The following is a 16,272-nucleotide window of genomic DNA, read 5'->3' as shown; positions in this document are numbered from 1 at the left end:
TGTGATGTGATGTAATGTAGTGGACATCACAGTATGCGGCAGACCCCATCGCGGCAAGCCCCACACAGTCACCTCCGGCCGACCGATTCGCCGGCCGAATCAACCTCGAGGAGTCCCCCGGACATGAGCGTCGAATTCACCAGTGAACAAAAGGACTTCGCGTCGGCAATCGCCGATTTCTGCAAGCGCGAGAGCGGCACCCGCGAGCAGCGCGACAGGCTGACGAATCACGGCGAGCACAACCACAATCAGGACGTCTACGAGAAGATGGCCAAGCTGGGCTGGCTGGGCATCACCATTCCCGAGGAGTACGACGGATCGGCCGCCAGCCACGTCGACATGTGCATCCTGCTCGAGGAGGCCGCCAAGGGCATGGCCCCCATCGGCGGCATCGGTCCCACCCTGATCACGGGCGGCGCCTACGCGAAGTTCGGGACCGACGCACAGAAGGACATCGTGCTGCGCGGCATCGTGGCCGGCCGATCACAGTCCATCTCGATGTCCGAGCCGGAAGCCGGTTCCGACGTCGGCAACCTCAGCACCCGCGCGGAGAAGACCGCCGACGGCTGGGTGATCAACGGTCAGAAGACGTGGTGCTCCAACGCACACTTCGCCGACAACATCCTGCTCGTGGCCCGCACCGGGCGCGGCGACGGCAAGCACGAAGGCCTCACGATGTTCCACGTCCCCGCGGATACCGCCGGGCTGAAGATCAGCGGCATCGACACGATGGGCGGCAAGGAGGTCAACGATCTCTACTTCACCGATTGCGTCCTGCCCGAGGACGCGGTGGTGGGCGAGGTCGGCAACGGCTGGCGCCAGCTGATGACCGGCCTGAACTTCGAACGCCTGATCCTCGCCGCCATGATGCTCGGCACCGCGCAGCGCGCGTTCGCCGACACCCTCGACTTCGTCACCCAGCGCAAGCAGTTCGGGCGGCCCGTCGGATCGTTCCAGGCGCTGCGCCACCGCATCGCCGATCTCGCGACCGAGATCGAGTGCTGCAAGCTGCTCGTCTACAGCGTCGCCGAGGACGTCGACGCGAACCCGGACAAGATGCTGGCCCGCGAGGCGTCGATGGCCAAACTGAAGGTCACGGAGACGGCGAAGAAGGTCGCGCTCGAGGGCATGCAGATGATGGGCGGGTACGGCTACGCCACCGAGTTCGACATGGAGAAGCACGTCCGCTCCACCATCGTGTCGACCATCTACGGCGGTACCAACGAGATTCAGCGCGACATCATCGGCAAGACCTACGGCTTGTAATCATCCCCTGCGGTTTATGCTGGTTTGCCGCATCGAAGGAGTTCTCCATGGCATCGCCCTCCGTGTCACGATCCCCAGCGGGCCGCACCCTGCGCCGTCGACCCCAGCTGTCGGACGACGTCGCCGTGCACGTCCGTAACCTGATCATGTCCGGGGGCGTTCGCCCGGGTGACTTCATCCGGCTCGACGAGACCGCGGCGGACCTGGGGGTCAGCGTCACACCTGTCCGTGAGGCGCTCCTGACCCTGCGGGGCGAGGGACTCGTCGAACTGGTTCCTCACCGCGGGTACGTCGTCGCCCCGCTCAGCCGGGACGACATCCACGACCTCTTCTGGCTGCAGGGGCAGATCGCCGAGGAACTCGCGGTCCGCGCGACGCGGTCGGCCACTCCGGAGGCCGTGGAGGAGCTGACCGCGATCAACGAGAAGCTGCGACGCGCCGTCGAGGACGGCGACGCCGACCGCATCGAGGACCTCGAGTTCTCGTTCCACCGGGTCATCAACCGGCTTGCCGACGCGAGCAAGCTGTCGTGGTTCCTGCTCAGCGCCACCCGATACACCCCGGTGCAGTTCTATTCGTCCGATCCGGCCTGGGGCGAGTCGGCGGTCGACAGCCATCGCCGTCTCATCGCCGCCCTCGCCGACGGGAAGGCCGGCGTGGTGGGTGCCGAGAACAAGGCCCACTTCATCGACGGCGCCCAGCGGCTGGTCGCGCATCTCGACGAGGTCGGCATCTGGGATTGACCGGCACCACCGGTCCCCGGCGCCGGGTCAGCACGGTGCGGGGTTGCGATCTCCGTACGTGGGGTCCAGCGCCCGTTGGATGATGTACACGGCCCGCGGATCGGTGGTCAGCTGATTGTGTTCGGCCGTGTTCGCGTCGCAGCCGTCCTGGAGCCAGATGTTGTGCACGACGGCCCCCGGACCGGCCGTCAGGAACGTGTTCTCCGGCGGGGTCGACACGGTATCGCTGCGACTGGCGACCACCGTGTACTCGATGCCCGGGTCGGTGTCGCCGCCCGCGTTGAGGAGCTGAAGGAAGGGCGAGCCCACCATCTGCTGGATGTAGGACGGTCCGACCGCGACACCGGCGAGCGTCGTGACCGGCACACCCAGTGCCTGCGCGATCGCGCCGAGCGATTGGACGTCCCCGAAGCTGGTGCCGTGGTTGGTGGCGCCGAGCGTGACGAGCGAGTGCACCTTGTTCAGCGCCGGGTTCGTGCGGTCCGCGCCGCCGTCGAACCGCAGGTACTGGCGGGACACCGTGCCACCGAGCGAATGCCCGATCATGTCGACCTGCGAAGCGCCGGTGGTGGTGCGGACCTGATCGACGAAGCCGGCGAGCTGCTGAGCGGACTCCGCGATGTCGGCGCCGCCGAACATGCGCATCATGTTGCCCTCGGTCAGACCGGCGGCCTGTCCGTAGTTGAGGGCGAAGACGCAGTAGCCCTCCGCGTGGAGCGCCGGAGCGAGGTCCTTCCACGTTCCCACCATGCCCGTCCAGGTGCCGTGCACCAGCACGACGGGACGCGGATGTGCCGCGGATGGCTTACAGCTCCAGTCGTTCGCCCCTGGAAGCACGGACGGATCGACCACGGGCGCGGGTTCCGCTTCCACGGGATCCGCTGCCGCTGGTGCCGCGCCGCCCAGCATCACAATGCCTGCCAGCACGAACATCAGAGCCCTACTGGCCGACGATATACGCATATTCCTCGTATCCTGAGTGAGCGGAAATAGACTTCAGGTTACGTTAGCCAACCGTCCATCAAAGTCTCAACTCGAGATCGAGACTCTGGGGGTGATAACCCACCTGGTTCGTATTCGGCCGATCGAACACGGTCCTCCCGGCCATCCGGGAGGCTCATGGAAACGAACCACCAACGACACACGATAGTCGGGAAGAGAAAGCTACTGCCGATCGAGTGAGTGGGGCGATTATGTACTTCTCCGTAGGACAGCGGAACGGCGACGATTCCGGAGAGCATTCTGACGCCTCGGCGCAGCAGGCACTCGACGGTCTGCGCGCGGAACTCGACGCAGTCGACGCGACCCTTCTCGACGCGGTCCGGCAGCGCTTGGAGGTGTGCCTGCGCATCGGCGAACTGAAGCGACGCGAGCACATCGCCATGATGCAGCCCGGCCGGATCCACATCGTCCACGAACGGGCGCGACAGTACGCGGACAGCCACTCACTGTCCCCGGAGTTCTTCGACTCGCTCTACGACCTTCTCATCGCCGAGACCTGCAGGCTCGAGGACCTCGTGATCAACGCGGAGCCCGCCGACGAGGGGCTCTACCACAACGGACACCACGACCACCGTGACAACCACCACGTTCGTCACAGTTCCGTGCCCTCTGCGAATGTCGAGTCGTGATGAGTACCCGGACGCTCCTGGTCGACAACTACGATTCCTTCACCTACAACCTATTCACCCTCCTGGCCGAGGTGAACGGTGAACCCCCCACGGTCGTGCACAACGATGTGGAGTGGGATTCGATCCCCTGGTCCGACTTCGACAACATCGTCATCTCCCCCGGCCCCGGACGCCCGGAGCGGCAACGGGACTTCGGCATCAGTGCGCGCGTCATCACGGAGACCGCACTCCCCGTCCTCGGCGTGTGCCTCGGCCATCAGGGGCTGTGCCAGCTGTTCGGGGGCAGTGTGGTTCTCGCACCCGAACCGATGCACGGCCGGGTGTCCCTCGTCGAACACAACGGTTCCGAACTCTTCGCGGGCATTCCGTCACCGTTTCCGACGGTCCGCTACCACTCGCTGATCGTCGAGGATCTCCCCGACGACCTCGAGGTCACCGCCTGGACCGCCGACGGCCTGCTGATGGGTGTCCGTCACCGCACTCGTCCGCTGTGGGGCGTCCAGTTCCACCCCGAGTCGATCAGCACCGCCTTCGGTCACGAACTGCTCGCGAACTTCCGCGATCTCACGCAGACGCATTCCGGGACACCCACGCACGGTTCCATGCTCAGAATCCCGATTCCCCACGCGCCGTACGTGGTCCAGCAGGTGCGCGTCGACCACGAAGTCGATCCCCGCACCACATTCGAGGATCTCTTCGCGTCCGGGCCCAACGCGTTCTGGCTGGACGGGACGTCGGCATCGGAACCGAATTCGCGGTTCACCATCATGGGCAATTGCTCCGGCCCACGCGCCGAATACATCACGTACGACGTCAGCGAAGCGATCGTCCGGATCACTCGCGAGGGGTTGCCGGTCGAACAGGTACATGCACCGTTCTTCGACTACCTCGAGCGGCAACTGCAGGCCCGGTCGGTGCCCGGCCTCCCGGGTGTGCCGTTCGGCCTCGGCTACGTGGGGTACCTCGGCTACGAACTGAAGGCCGAGACCGGCGGCACGGCGGCCCACAAGTCGCCCACCCCGGACGCCGCGCTGGTGTTCGCGGACCGCGCCGTCGTCATCGACCATTCCGGCGAGCGCACCTACGCGCTGTGCCTGAGCGATCACCAGGACGATCCGGAGTTGCGCCGCTGGCTCGACGAGATGGAGGTGGCGCTGCATCGGCTGGCCGAGCCGGACAACCCGCCGACCGCAGTGTCGCCGATCCGGAAGCCGGAGTCCGCCGAGCTCGCCCTGCGCCACGAGCACGACAAGTACCTCGAACACATCGCGACCTCGCTCGGCGAGATCCGGACCGGCGAGTCCTACGAGGTGTGCCTGACCAACATGGCGACGGTGGACCAGTCGATCGATCCCCTGCACACGTTCGAGTTGCTGCGCTCCATCAGCCCCACCCCGTACAGCGCGTACCTCCAGTTCGCCGGACTGTCCGTTCTCAGCGCCTCCCCCGAACGGTTCCTCAGGATCGGCGCGGACCGGGTGGTGGAGTCCAAACCCATCAAGGGGACGCGGCCGCGCGGCGCGACCCCCGCCAAGGACGCGGCGCTGCGGCAGGACCTGCTCGACAGCGAGAAGGACCGCGCCGAGAACCTGATGATCGTCGATCTGACCCGCAACGATCTGGCCCGGGTGTGCGTTCCCGGATCGGTGCACGTTCCCAAGCTCTTCGACGTCGAGACGTACGCGGCCGTGCATCAACTCGTGTCGACCGTGCGCGGGACCCTCAGCGCGGATGCCTCCGTCGTCGAGTGCGTTCGCGCCGCCTTCCCGGGCGGATCGATGACGGGCGCCCCGAAGATCCGGACCATGGAGATCATCGACCGGCTCGAGTCCGGGCCGCGCGGTGTGTATTCCGGGTCGATCGGCTACTTCTCACTGACGGGGACGGCCGACCTGTCGATCGTCATCCGCACGATCGTCGCCACGGACACCGAGGTGACGTTCGGCATCGGCGGCGCGATCACCGCCCTCTCCGACCCGGAGGAGGAATTCGACGAGGCGATGGTCAAGGCCGCCACCATGTTGCGAGCACTGACCGTGACGGCAGACCGGCCGAACGAGATCGGGCCGTGAACGTCCCGGCCGCATCCACCCGGACCGTCGCGCTGATCGGCGGCTCCGGCGATGTCGGCCGGATGATGGCGGCTCGGCTGCGTGCCGACGGAAACACGGTGCGCACCATCGACATCCGCTTCACCGACCGGTCCGACCCGGATCAGGCGAAGGGGGACGTCACCGACCCGTCGCCGGAGCTGCGGGCGGTGGTGCACGCCGCCGATGCGGTGATCCTCGCGATCCCCGAAAGCGTCGCGCTGGAGGCGATTCCGTTCGTCGTCGCGGAGCTACCCGAACACGCCCTGCTGGTCGACACACTGTCCGTGAAGTCCCGATTCGACGCCGCCCTGCGTGACAGCGCGTTGCGCAACGGCGCGGTGGGCATCAACCCGATGTTCGCGCCTTCCCTCGGACCGGAGGGCCGCCCCGTCGCGGCGGTGACCTACCGGGACAGCGATGAGGTCGAATGGTTCCTGTCGGTGCTGTCCGGCTGGGGGTCGTCGGTGGTCCGCCTGGACGCCGAACACCACGACCGGCTCACGGCAGCGACCCAGGCACTGACCCACGCCGGCGTCCTCGCGTTCGGCCTCGCGCTCGCGGACCTCGGTGTCGACGGCGCCGAACTCACCGCGGTGGGGACCCCTCCCCATCTCGTGTCGCTCGCACTCCTCGCGCGGGTCGGCGGAGGTGTCCCGGAGGTCTACCGGGACATCCAGGCGGGCAATCCGTTTGCGGGCGAGGCCCGCCGCGCGCTCGCCGCGGCGCTGACCACTCTCACGGAAACCGTCGAGCGGGGCTCGGAGGACGATTTCGCTTCACTCATGTCCCGCTCGACGTCGGCGCTCGGCGACCGGAGCGAACCCCTCGCCCGGCTGTGCGCCGACCTCTTCACCGATCTCGTTCGCAGGCAGCCGCAGTCGTGGGACAGGAACGGAGATTCGCCATGACGCCCCAGAAGACTCCCTCGCTCCCGGAGTACGACCCGGCGGATCCGGTGGAGAGCGCCGTCGTGTCCCGGCTCGCCCGGAACTGGGGACAGCGGGCGACCGTGAAGAAGCCGGAACCGGACCTCGACGCGCTGTTCGATCTCGACAAGCAGGACTACCCGAACGAGTTGCTGCCCTTCGCCGATCACGATCGGTTCCTCGGCATGCGCGAGGAGCAACGGAACCAGCTTCGGGCCTGGGCCTGGATCGCTTTCAACAAGAACGTCATGGACATCGAGCAGTACGTGGTCAATCCTGGGTTCGACCTCGTCGCGCACGATGCCCTGGACACCGGGCTCGGGGACACGTTCGCCGTGGCCGTCCACCAGGCGATGGTCGACGAGCAGTACCACACCCTCATGCACCTGAACGCGAGCGCGGTCACGCGCAGGCAACGCGGTTGGGCGATGCCGAACAACGCCCTTCCCGACGTCCTGACGTTGCGCCGTCAACGCGCGGCGACTGCCGATGCCGCCGACCCGAGGAAGCGGGCGATCACCACGTTCGCCTTCATGACGGTGGCGGAGATCTCGATCAGCTCCTACCTCGACCTGATCTCCGAGAACGACGTCATCCAGCCGGTCAACCGGGCGACGGTCCGCCTCCACAACCGCGACGAGTACTGTCACGCCTCGATCGCCGACGACATCGCGGTCGTCGTCTACGACACGCTGAGCCCCGACGACCGCCACCACTTCCTGGACGGGCTCGTCGACGCGATGACGGCATTCAGCAGCAACGACTACTCGACGTGGCACACCATCGTCGACATCCTGGAGCTGGGCGGCGGACAGGCGATGATCGACGACGCCGAACACGACACCCGCCGATCCGCACTGGTCCAGGATTTCGGTGGCATCCACAAGCTGTGCAAGCACCTCGGCGTCGCGGGCGAGATGTCCTTCGAGTGGGCCTGACTCCGCGGCGACGGGAACCGACGGGGCCACGTGGTGGGAAGGCTCGGGGCCTTCCCACCACGGGCCGCGGAGATCAGCGCCCGGATCGCTCCTCGGCCTGAGCCACGAGCGCGGCGAGCGCGGCCACCCAGAACTCCCCGAAACGGTCCACCTCCGGCGTCGAGAGGACGCCGGGCGGGAAGGACATGAACGCCGACAACTGCAGGCCCTCTGCGGTTTCCGAGATCACCGACTGGATGTCGAGAACGGCCTGGGCGGGCATCGCGCTCTTCTCGAATCCACCCGTGACGGGCGATTCGAAATCGGGCAGCCAGTCGAGTCCGCGTACCGCCTCGGGAACCTCGGCCGCGCTGACGCGTCCGATGTAGTTGAACACGATCTGCGGTTCCGACCAGTTCCTCATGACCGCCGACGTGTCGGGGTTCAGGTACCGGAGCAGCCCGTACCCGATTCCCCGGTCCGGGATCGCGCTCAGCTGATCCCGCACCGCGTGTACGGCGTCCGCCGCGCTCGCGCCACCCTGGAGGGCATCGGCGATGTCGACCCCGGCGAGGTCGAGACGTGCCGGGTACATCGTGGTGAACCAGCCGACCGTCCGCGACAGATCCGCGCCCGGCACCGTGGACTCTTCACGTCCGTGGCCCTCGAGGGTGACGACCGTCGACGAAGCCTCGACTCCGCGGTCGCGCCGCCATGCGGCCACCGCCAACGCGAGCGCTGCCGCGAGGACGTCGCCGATCTCACCATCGAGCGCACCCGGCGTGCCACCCAGCAATGCCTCGGTGACCGGTGCCGGAACATCCACCCGGGTTCGTTCCAGCGTGCTGACCAGATCGGTTCCCAGGTCCAGCTCACGCGATCCGAGCAGCGGATCCGGGCCGGTCAGCATGTGTTCCCACACCTCGAGTTCGGCCACCCGCTCCGGCTTGACCGCCGCCTCGAGCAGACCGTCGGTCCAGCGCCGCAGCGACGTTCCGACCGGCTCGAGTGACGGCGACGTGCCGGCGGCGATCTGCGCGCCCGCGGTCGCGAAGTCCGGCACCAGGATCCGCCACGACACGGAGTCGATGACGAGGTGGTGCGGCACCACGAGGAGCCGTCCGCGCCGATCCGACTCGGCGGGGTCGAGCCAGACGAACTGGAGCATCGACCCGGTGCGCGGATCGAGGCGATCCAGCGCCGCGTCGAAGGCCGCACTCGCCACCGCGTCGAACTCCGGCGAACCGGGCTCGTCGCCGGCCGCGATTTCCACCCGCTGCACGGTGGCGTCGATGTCGACGCTGCCCGCGGGTGCGATCTCGAGCGCGTCCTCTACACCGGACGTGACCAGAGTCGATCGCAGCACGTCGTGCTTGTCGACCACGGCGGCGATCGTCGCGGTCACCTGCTCGCGTTCGATCCCGGCGGGCAACGTCAGCATCAAGGGCATGACGAACCGGTCGAAGTCGCCGCCGCGCTCCACCATCTTGCGGGCGACCGGGGTGAGCGGCACAGTTCCGACGCCACCACCCTCGTACTCCTGCAGTGCGGCCGCCGCGGACTCGCCCGAATCGGCCACCGCGGCCAGCTCGGCAACGGTGCGCCGCTCGAACACATCTCGCGCGGTGAAGTGGATACCGGCCGAACGTGCCCGCGCCACCAGCTGGATGGACACGATGCTGTCGCCGCCGAGCTCGAAGAAGGAATCGTCGATTCCGACGCCCTCCCGGCCGAGCAATTCGCCGAACACGGTCGCGAGTGCACGCTCGGTGTCGGTGCGCGGCGCCCGGAAGTCGGCCGCCGACGCGAAGTCCGGCACCGGCAGCGCGCGCCGGTCGAGCTTGCCGCTGGTTCCCAGCGGAAGTTCGGCGAGAATCATCACGGAATCCGGAATCATGTACTCGGGCAGCGATTCCGCGACGAACCCGTTCAGTGCCGCCGGGTCGAGAACCGCGTCCGGCTTCGGCACGACGTAGGCGACGAGCCGCGCACCCACCTCGCTGTTGTGGACGATCACGGCGGCCTGCGCCACGTCGCGATACCGGACGAACGCCTCCTCGACCTCGCCGAGCTCGATACGCAGCCCGCGCACCTTCACCTGGAAGTCGGTGCGGCCCACGAACTCGAGGACGCCGTTCTCGTTCCACCGGACGAGGTCGCCGGTGCGGTACATTCGCGCACCCGAATCGCCGAACGGGTTCGCGACGAACCGTTCCGCGCTCAACGCGGAACTGTTGACGTATCCGCGAGCGAGTTGCGCGCCGTCGAGGTACAGCTCAGCGGGAACACCGATCGGCGCCGGGTTCAGATGAGCGTCGAGCACGTAGGCCCGCGTGTTCCAGGCCGGCGAACCGATCGGTGCGATCGTCGTCGTTCCCGACGGCTCCACCACGTGGGCCGTCGAGTTGATGGTCACCTCGGTCGGGCCGTACAGGTTCACCAATTTCGCGGAACCGAGACCGGCGACCCGCTCGGCCGCCGACTGCGGCAGCGGCTCACCGCCCGCGAAGACCAGGCGCAGCGAACCGCACCGGTCGGCCGTCGCGGCATCGAGGAACATGCTCAGCACCGACGGGACGAACTGGATCACCGTCACCGCTTCCGTGCCCACGGTCGCTGCCATGTAGTCGGGGTCGCGGTGACCGTCCGGCGACGCGATCACGAGAGTGCCACCGACCACCAACGGCAGGAACAGCTCCCACACAGAGGCGTCGAACGTGAACGGTGTCTTCTGCAGCACCACGTCCTGCGCGCCGATGCCGTAGACGTCCCGCATCCACGCCAGCTGGTTGGCCAGCGCCGAATGCGGAATCGCCACGCCCTTCGGACGTCCCGTCGAACCCGACGTGTACAGCGCGTAGGCCAGGTTGTCCGGGCGCAACTCGGCGAGCCGCTCGGAATCGTCGACCGGGCCGTCCGCGTACTCGGACAGGTCGAAGTCCTCGACCAGGTACACCGGCACGTCCACGTCGAGATTCGCGATGTCGTCGGCCAGGCTCAGCACACACGTCGGCATGGCACTGTCCACCACGTACGAGGTGCGGTCCGCCGGGTGCTCCGGGTCGATCGGCACGTACGCGCCGCCCGCCGCGTGGACGGCGTAGAGGCTGATCACCATGTCGAGCGAGCGTCGCATCGCGATGCCCACCACCGAGTCCGGCCCCACCCCGATCGACATCAGGTGCCGCGCCAGACGATTCACCCGCGCGTCGAACTCCGCGTAGGTGAGGCGCACATGGTCCGCCACCACCGCCGTTCGATTCGGTGTGCGGGCGACCTGGGCGCCGAACATCGACACCACGGATTCGTCGGTGACGTCGTGCCCCGAGTCGTTCCACCCGGACAGGACGAGTTCGCGTTCGTCGCCGGTCAGCAGATCGAGATCGCCCACCAGCGTGGAACTGCCTGCCGCGATGGTCTGCAGGATCCGGTTCAGCCGGGACCCGAGCCGCTCGACGGTGTCGGCGCCGAACACGTCCGGGAGGTACTTCAGGACCAGTTGCACCTCGCTGTCCGACTGGGCCAGCAGGCTCAGCGGGTAGTGCGAGGCGTCGCTGATCTGCACTCCGGCGACCCGGAGCCCGTCGATGTCGCTGTCCTCGGTGAGACCTGCGCGGTCCACCGGGTACGACTCGAACACCGTCAACGTGTCGAACAGCCCACCGATTCCGGCGATCTGCTGGATCTCGGGAAGACCGATGTGATGGTGGTCGAACAGCGTCGACTGTTCCGCCTGCAGTCGCTCGAGCAGTCCGAGGAGCGACTCACGGGGATCGATGCGCACGCGAATCGGGATGGTGTTGATGAACAGGCCCACCATCGACTCGATGCCGGCGACCTCCGGCGGGCGACCCGAGACGGTGGCGCCGAAGACGACGTCGTCCGAGGCCGTCATGCGGGCCAGCAGCAGACCCCATGCCGCCTGGACGATCGTGTTCATCGTCAGGCCGCGGTCCCGGGCGATGCGCGCCAGGTTCTCGCTGACCACCTCACCGAGGTGCAGCGCGAACTCGGCCGGCTCGGGTCGGTCCTCGCTGCTCGGCGCCGGGGCCAGCACGGTCGGACCGTCCAGTCCCGCCAGTGCGTGCGCCCACGCGCTGCGCGATGCGTCGGTGTCGCGTTCGGACAGCCAGCCGAGGAAGTCGCGGTAGCTGCGCACACGCGGCAGCACCGAACCGTCTCCGCGGGTCGCGTACAGCACCAGCAGGTCCTTCATCAGCAACGGCATCGACCATCCGTCGAGCAGGATGTGGTGGTTGCTGATGGAGAACCGGTAGCTGTTCTCACCCGTGCGGATCAGCAGGAACCGCATCAGGGGCGGACGACTCATGTCGAACCGTGCCGAACGATGTTCGCTCAGAACGGAACTCATCTGCTCCTCGCGTTCGGTCCCGGACAGACCGGAGAGGTCGAGCTCTTCCCAGGGCAGTGCGACGCGGTCGACGACCACCTGGACCGCGGTCCCCGAATCGTCGGGGACGAACGCCGTGCGCAGGTTCGCGTGACGTGCGATCAACGCCTCCGCCGCGCCGCGGAGCCGGCCGGTGTCGACGATGCCCTGGAAGTCCAGCACCACCTGAGCGGTGTAGACGTCGAACGCGTCCTCGGCGAGAACGGAATGGAAGAACATTCCGGACTGCAGCGGGGCGAGCGGCCACACGTCGGTGGCGTCGGGGTAGCGCCGCTCGAGCGCCTCGAGGTCGTCCTGCGTCACGGACACCAGCGGAACGTCGGATGGTGTCAGACCGCCGCCGTTCGGCCCGGAGGCGTGCTCGGCCAGCGCGGTCGCCGCGGCGTGCCACAGTTCGGCGAGCTCCCACACGTCCGCCTCGTCGAGAATCTCGGTGGCGAACGAGATCTTGGCTTCGATCTGGGGACCGGACGCCGTCTCCGACGTCACCGCGTTGATGCTGAGCACCGCGGGCGCCACCATGTCGTCGTCCATGGCACCGCCGAACTCACCCGAATCGCTGTCGGGGATCCAGCCGAGATCCCGGATCTCGGCGGGCAGATCCACCGAGCCCGCGCGACCGAGGTAGTTGAACCCGATCTGCGGAGTCGGCAACGATGCCAGCGCCGCAGCGGTCTCCTCGTTCAGGTAGCGAAGCAGGCCGTAGCCGATGCCCTTGTCGGGCACGGCAAGCAACTGTTCCTTGACCGCCTTCAGTGCCGCGCCTGTCGACGTCCCGCCGTCGAACGCGTCGTCGAGATCGGCCCGGGAGACGTCCAGCCGCACCGGGTACAGGCTCGTGAACCAGCCCACCGTGCGGGAGAGGTCGGCACCGGGCACGGTCGCCTCTTCCCTGCCGTGTCCCTCGAGGTTGATCAGCACCGAGCGATCCTCGGTCCCGTTGCGGAGTCCACGCCAGCGCGCGACCGCGAGAGCGAGAGCCGCGAGGAGGCCGTCGTTGACACCGCCGTTCACGGACTGCGGGATCGTGGTGAGCAGCGCCTGCGTCACCTGCGTCGAGAACGTCATGCTCAGGCGGTCGGTCCGGGCGATCACGTCGCGTGCGGGATCGAATGCACGCTTTCCGATCAGCGGATCCGTGCCCGCGAGCATCCCGCGCCAGAAGTCGAGTTCCGCCACGCGGTGCGGCGACTTCGCCTCCTCGACCAGGCCGTGCGCCCACGCACGGACCGAGGAGCCGACCGGTTCGAGCTGCGCCGGCTGTCCCGCCGTGATCTGCGAACCCGCGGTCGCGAAGTCCGGCAACAGCACTCGCCAGGACACACCGTCGACGACGAGGTGATGCGCGAGCACCAGCAGGCGGCCGCTCTGCCCCGGCAACGACGCCGCGGGAGCGAACCACACGAACTGCGTCATCCGGCCCGACGCCGGATCCAGCCGCTCCGCCGCACGGTCGAGAGCCGCGCGTGCCAGTCTCTCGAATCCGTCCGTTCCCGGCTTGTCGGTGAACTCGATCTGCTCGATCAGGTCGTCTGCACCGAACGCCTCTTCGGCGGGGAGAGCCTCGAACGCCCAGTCGTCCCCGGTCCGGGTGAGCCGGGATCGGAGAATGTCGTGGCGTTCCAGGACAGCATCCACCGTGGCCACCAGCTGATCCCGCGTGACCGCGGGCGGGGTGGTCAGCAGAACCGCCTGCGAGAACTTCTCGAAGGTCCCTGCCGTCTCCACCAACCAGTGCGCGATGGGCGTGAGCGGAATCGATCCGACGCCGCCGCCCGGCAGCTCCTCGAGCTTCACCGACTCGACGTCGGTGGCCCACGCGGCCACGTCGGCCAGCGCCGAGACGGTCTTGCGCTCGAAGACGTCCCGAGCCGTGAACAGCACCCCGGCGTTCTTCGCGCGGGTCGTCAGCTGAATGGACACGATGCTGTCGCCGCCGAGGGCGAAGAACGAGTCGTCGACGCTGACGCGGTCCACACCGAGCACCTGCGCGAAGACGTCGGCGATGGCCTTCTCCATCGGCGTCGACGGCGCGCAGTACTCACTGGCAGCCGACACGAACTGCGGCTCGGGAAGCGCCTTGCGGTCGAGCTTTCCGGCGGGCGTCAGCGGCACAGAGTCGATCGCCATGATCGACGACGGCACCATGTACCCGGGCAGGGTCTCGGACACGAACGCCGACAGTTCCGCGACGTCGATCGACGCGCCGACAGCGGGCATCACGTACGACACCAGCACGGTCTGACCGGTCTGCTCGCGGTGATGGCCCAGCGTGACCGCGAAGTCCACGCTCGGGTGGCTGCCGAGTTCGGCGTCGATCTCACCGAGTTCGATGCGGAACCCACGGACCTTCACCTGGAAGTCGGACCTGCCGACGTAGTCGAGGACGAGGTCGCCGGTCTCCCCGTCGTGCACCCAGCGGACGACGTCGCCGGTGCGGTAGAGCCGCTCACCGGGACCGCCGAACGGGTTCGCGACGAAACGCTCCGCCGTCAGGGCGAACCGGTTGTGATAGCCGCGTGCCACGCTCGGACCCGCCACGTACAGCTCACCCGCGACCCCCACCGGGACGGGCGTGAGCCGGGAGTCGAGCACGACCACGTCGACGCCCCGGGTGGGACCACCGATGGTGACGGGCAGATCCGCCTTCATCGGGTTGCTCGACGTGCTCCAGATCGTCGCCTCGGACGGCCCGTACAGGTTGAACATGCGCCGGCCCGGCGCCCACTTCTGCATGAGTTCCGGCGGGCAGGCCTCGCCGGCAACCGACAGCACCTCGATGCCGTCCAACCCGGCCGGGTCGACCGTGGTCAGAGCCGCGGGCGTGATGAATGCGTGCGTGACCTTCTGCTTCTTCAGCAACCGGGCGAGTTCGTCGCCGCCGTAGACGACGCCGGACGCGATGACCATCGTCGACGCGGCGGCCACGGCGTGCAGCAGTTCGAACACGGACGCGTCGAAGCTCGGCGAGGCGAAGTGCAGCACCCGCGACTGCGGAGTGAGGCGGAGTCGCTCGACCTGCTCGGTCGTGACGTTCGCCAGCCCGGTGTGGGTGACGACGACGCCCTTGGGCAGACCCGTCGACCCCGACGTGTAGATGACGTACGCCGCGTCGTCGACCCGGGTCGGACGGATGCGGTCGGCGTCGGTGACGGCCTCGGACGACACGGACGCACAGTCGCCGTCCATCTCGTCCTCACCGAGCACCAGCCAGCGCACGGTGTCGGGCAGCTCGCCGACGTGGGCGCCGGTGGTGAGACCGACCTCCACGCGGGAGTCCGTGACCATGTGCAGGATCCGGTCGAACGGGTAGCTCGGATCGACGGGCACGAATGCGGCGCCGGTCTTCGCGACCGCCCAGATGGAGAGGATCGATTCGACGGAACGCGTCAGCGCCAGTGCGACGAAGTCGTCGGCCCCGATGCCCCTGCCGATCAGGACGCGGGCGAGACGGTTCGAGCGCTGGTCCAGATCACGGTAGGTGACCTGTTCGTCGCCGCACACGACGGCGACGGCATCGGGGTCGACCGCTGCGGCGGTGGCCAGGATGCTCGACAGGAGCTCGGGTGCGGCGCTGTCGGCGCCGCGCACGGGTGCCAGCACCGCGTGCTCGTTCTCGCTCAGGACGTCGATGTCCCCGATCAGCACGGAGGCGTCGGCAGTAATCGCCTCGAGGATGCGCTGGAAACGGAACGCGAACGACGCGATCGTGCGTTCGTCGAACAGATCCGTCGCGTAGGTGAAGACGCCCCGCATCGGCGCGGCCCCGTCCGCGCCGGCTGCGTCCGCGAGCGTGAGCTGCAGATCGAACTTCGCGGCGCTGATCCCACCGTCGAGTCCCTCGACCGTCAGACCGGGCAGCTCCAGGTGCGCCTGCTCGATGTTCTGGAAAGCGAGTGCTACCTGGAAGAGCGGCGAGAACGCCGTGGAGCGTTCCGGCTGGAGGATCTCGACCAGCCGCTCGAACGGCACATCGGTGTGCGTGAACGCACCGAGGTCGTGCTGACGCACCTGCGCGAGGAGGTCGGCGAACGTCGCGTCGACGTCGACCTGGGCCCGCAACACCAGCGTGTTGACGAACATGCCCACGAGGTCGTCGAGCGCGGCCTCGCCACGACCCTCGATCGCCGTACCCACCGCGATGTCGTCCGTGGCGCTCAACCGAGCGAGCAGCACCGACAGTGCCGCGTGCGCGACCATGAACAGCGACGCGTTGTGCTCACGCGCCAGCGCCCCGAGCCGGTCGCGTAGTTCCGCGTCGATCTCGAAGTCGAAGTTCGCGCCG

General features: G+C 67.9%; 8 protein-coding genes (1 of these 8 only partly in view). 6 read left to right on the top strand and 2 right to left on the bottom strand.

Annotation, left to right across the window (positions count from 1 at the left end):
- Positions 1 to 123: 123 nt before the first annotated feature.
- A complete protein-coding gene (locus QM693_RS26640; RefSeq protein ID WP_283332967.1) occupies positions 124 to 1,266 on the top strand; it encodes an acyl-CoA dehydrogenase family protein in 1,143 nt (380 codons plus the stop codon).
- A 47-nt stretch (positions 1,267 to 1,313) separates the two neighbouring features.
- The gene (locus QM693_RS26635; RefSeq protein ID WP_283332966.1) at positions 1,314 to 2,009 is read left to right on the top strand and encodes a GntR family transcriptional regulator; all 696 of its coding nucleotides are present in this window, start codon (positions 1,314 to 1,316) and stop codon (positions 2,007 to 2,009) included.
- 27 nt (positions 2,010 to 2,036) lie between these two features.
- Here QM693_RS26635 and QM693_RS26630 read toward each other — a convergent pair whose 3' ends face one another.
- Complete coding sequence (locus QM693_RS26630) at positions 2,037 to 2,972, bottom strand: esterase/lipase family protein (RefSeq protein WP_283332965.1); 936 nt, start codon at positions 2,970 to 2,972, stop codon at positions 2,037 to 2,039.
- 230 nt (positions 2,973 to 3,202) lie between these two features.
- Between QM693_RS26630 and QM693_RS26625 the strand changes: the two genes are divergently transcribed.
- Genes QM693_RS26625 through QM693_RS26610 form a run of 4 tightly spaced genes read left to right on the top strand, consistent with a single transcriptional unit; the run spans position 3,203 to position 7,597 of the window.
- The gene (locus QM693_RS26625) at positions 3,203 to 3,640 is read left to right on the top strand and encodes a chorismate mutase family protein (protein ID WP_317569268.1); all 438 of its coding nucleotides are present in this window, start codon (positions 3,203 to 3,205) and stop codon (positions 3,638 to 3,640) included.
- Positions 3,640 to 5,712, top strand: a complete 2,073-nt coding sequence (gene pabB, locus QM693_RS26620) for an aminodeoxychorismate synthase component I (RefSeq protein ID WP_283332963.1) — start codon at positions 3,640 to 3,642, stop codon at positions 5,710 to 5,712. The genes QM693_RS26625 and pabB overlap by 1 nt, the downstream gene beginning before the upstream one ends.
- Positions 5,709 to 6,641, top strand: coding sequence for a prephenate dehydrogenase/arogenate dehydrogenase family protein (locus QM693_RS26615; RefSeq protein ID WP_283353819.1), 933 nt, complete (start codon positions 5,709 to 5,711; stop codon positions 6,639 to 6,641). Before pabB ends, QM693_RS26615 begins: the two co-directional genes overlap by 4 nt.
- Positions 6,638 to 7,597, top strand: a complete 960-nt coding sequence (locus QM693_RS26610; protein ID WP_283332961.1) for an AurF N-oxygenase family protein — start codon at positions 6,638 to 6,640, stop codon at positions 7,595 to 7,597. The genes QM693_RS26615 and QM693_RS26610 overlap by 4 nt, the downstream gene beginning before the upstream one ends.
- A gap of 73 nt (positions 7,598 to 7,670) precedes the next feature.
- Here QM693_RS26610 and QM693_RS26605 read toward each other — a convergent pair whose 3' ends face one another.
- Positions 7,671 to 16,272 carry the end of a non-ribosomal peptide synthase/polyketide synthase gene (locus tag QM693_RS26605; protein WP_502942677.1) on the bottom strand. It continues 25,127 nt past the right edge of the window, so the window shows 8,602 of its 33,729 coding nt (coding positions 25,128–33,729); its start codon lies beyond the right edge, outside the window; the stop codon is at positions 7,671 to 7,673.

Source organism: Rhodococcus sp. IEGM 1305 (assembly GCF_030058635.1).
Taxonomy (GTDB): Bacteria; Actinomycetota; Actinomycetes; order Mycobacteriales; family Mycobacteriaceae; genus Rhodococcus_F; species Rhodococcus_F opacus_D.
Note: the sequence above shows the minus strand (reverse complement) of the source record. Positions and strands in the feature narration are given on the sequence as shown.

Excerpts from the sequence above, each read along its gene's own strand:
- QM693_RS26640 (WP_283332967.1), top strand. The coding sequence starts at position 124 with ATGAGCGTCGAATTCACCAGTGAACAAAAGGACTTCGCGTCGGCAATC.
- QM693_RS26630 (WP_283332965.1), bottom strand. The coding sequence starts at position 2,972 with ATGCGTATATCGTCGGCCAGTAGGGCTCTGATGTTCGTGCTGGCAGGC.
- pabB (WP_283332963.1), top strand. The coding sequence starts at position 3,640 with ATGAGTACCCGGACGCTCCTGGTCGACAACTACGATTCCTTCACCTAC.
- QM693_RS26625 (WP_317569268.1), top strand. The coding sequence starts at position 3,203 with ATGTACTTCTCCGTAGGACAGCGGAACGGCGACGATTCCGGAGAGCAT.
- QM693_RS26635 (WP_283332966.1), top strand. The coding sequence starts at position 1,314 with ATGGCATCGCCCTCCGTGTCACGATCCCCAGCGGGCCGCACCCTGCGC.
- QM693_RS26610 (WP_283332961.1), top strand. The coding sequence starts at position 6,638 with ATGACGCCCCAGAAGACTCCCTCGCTCCCGGAGTACGACCCGGCGGAT.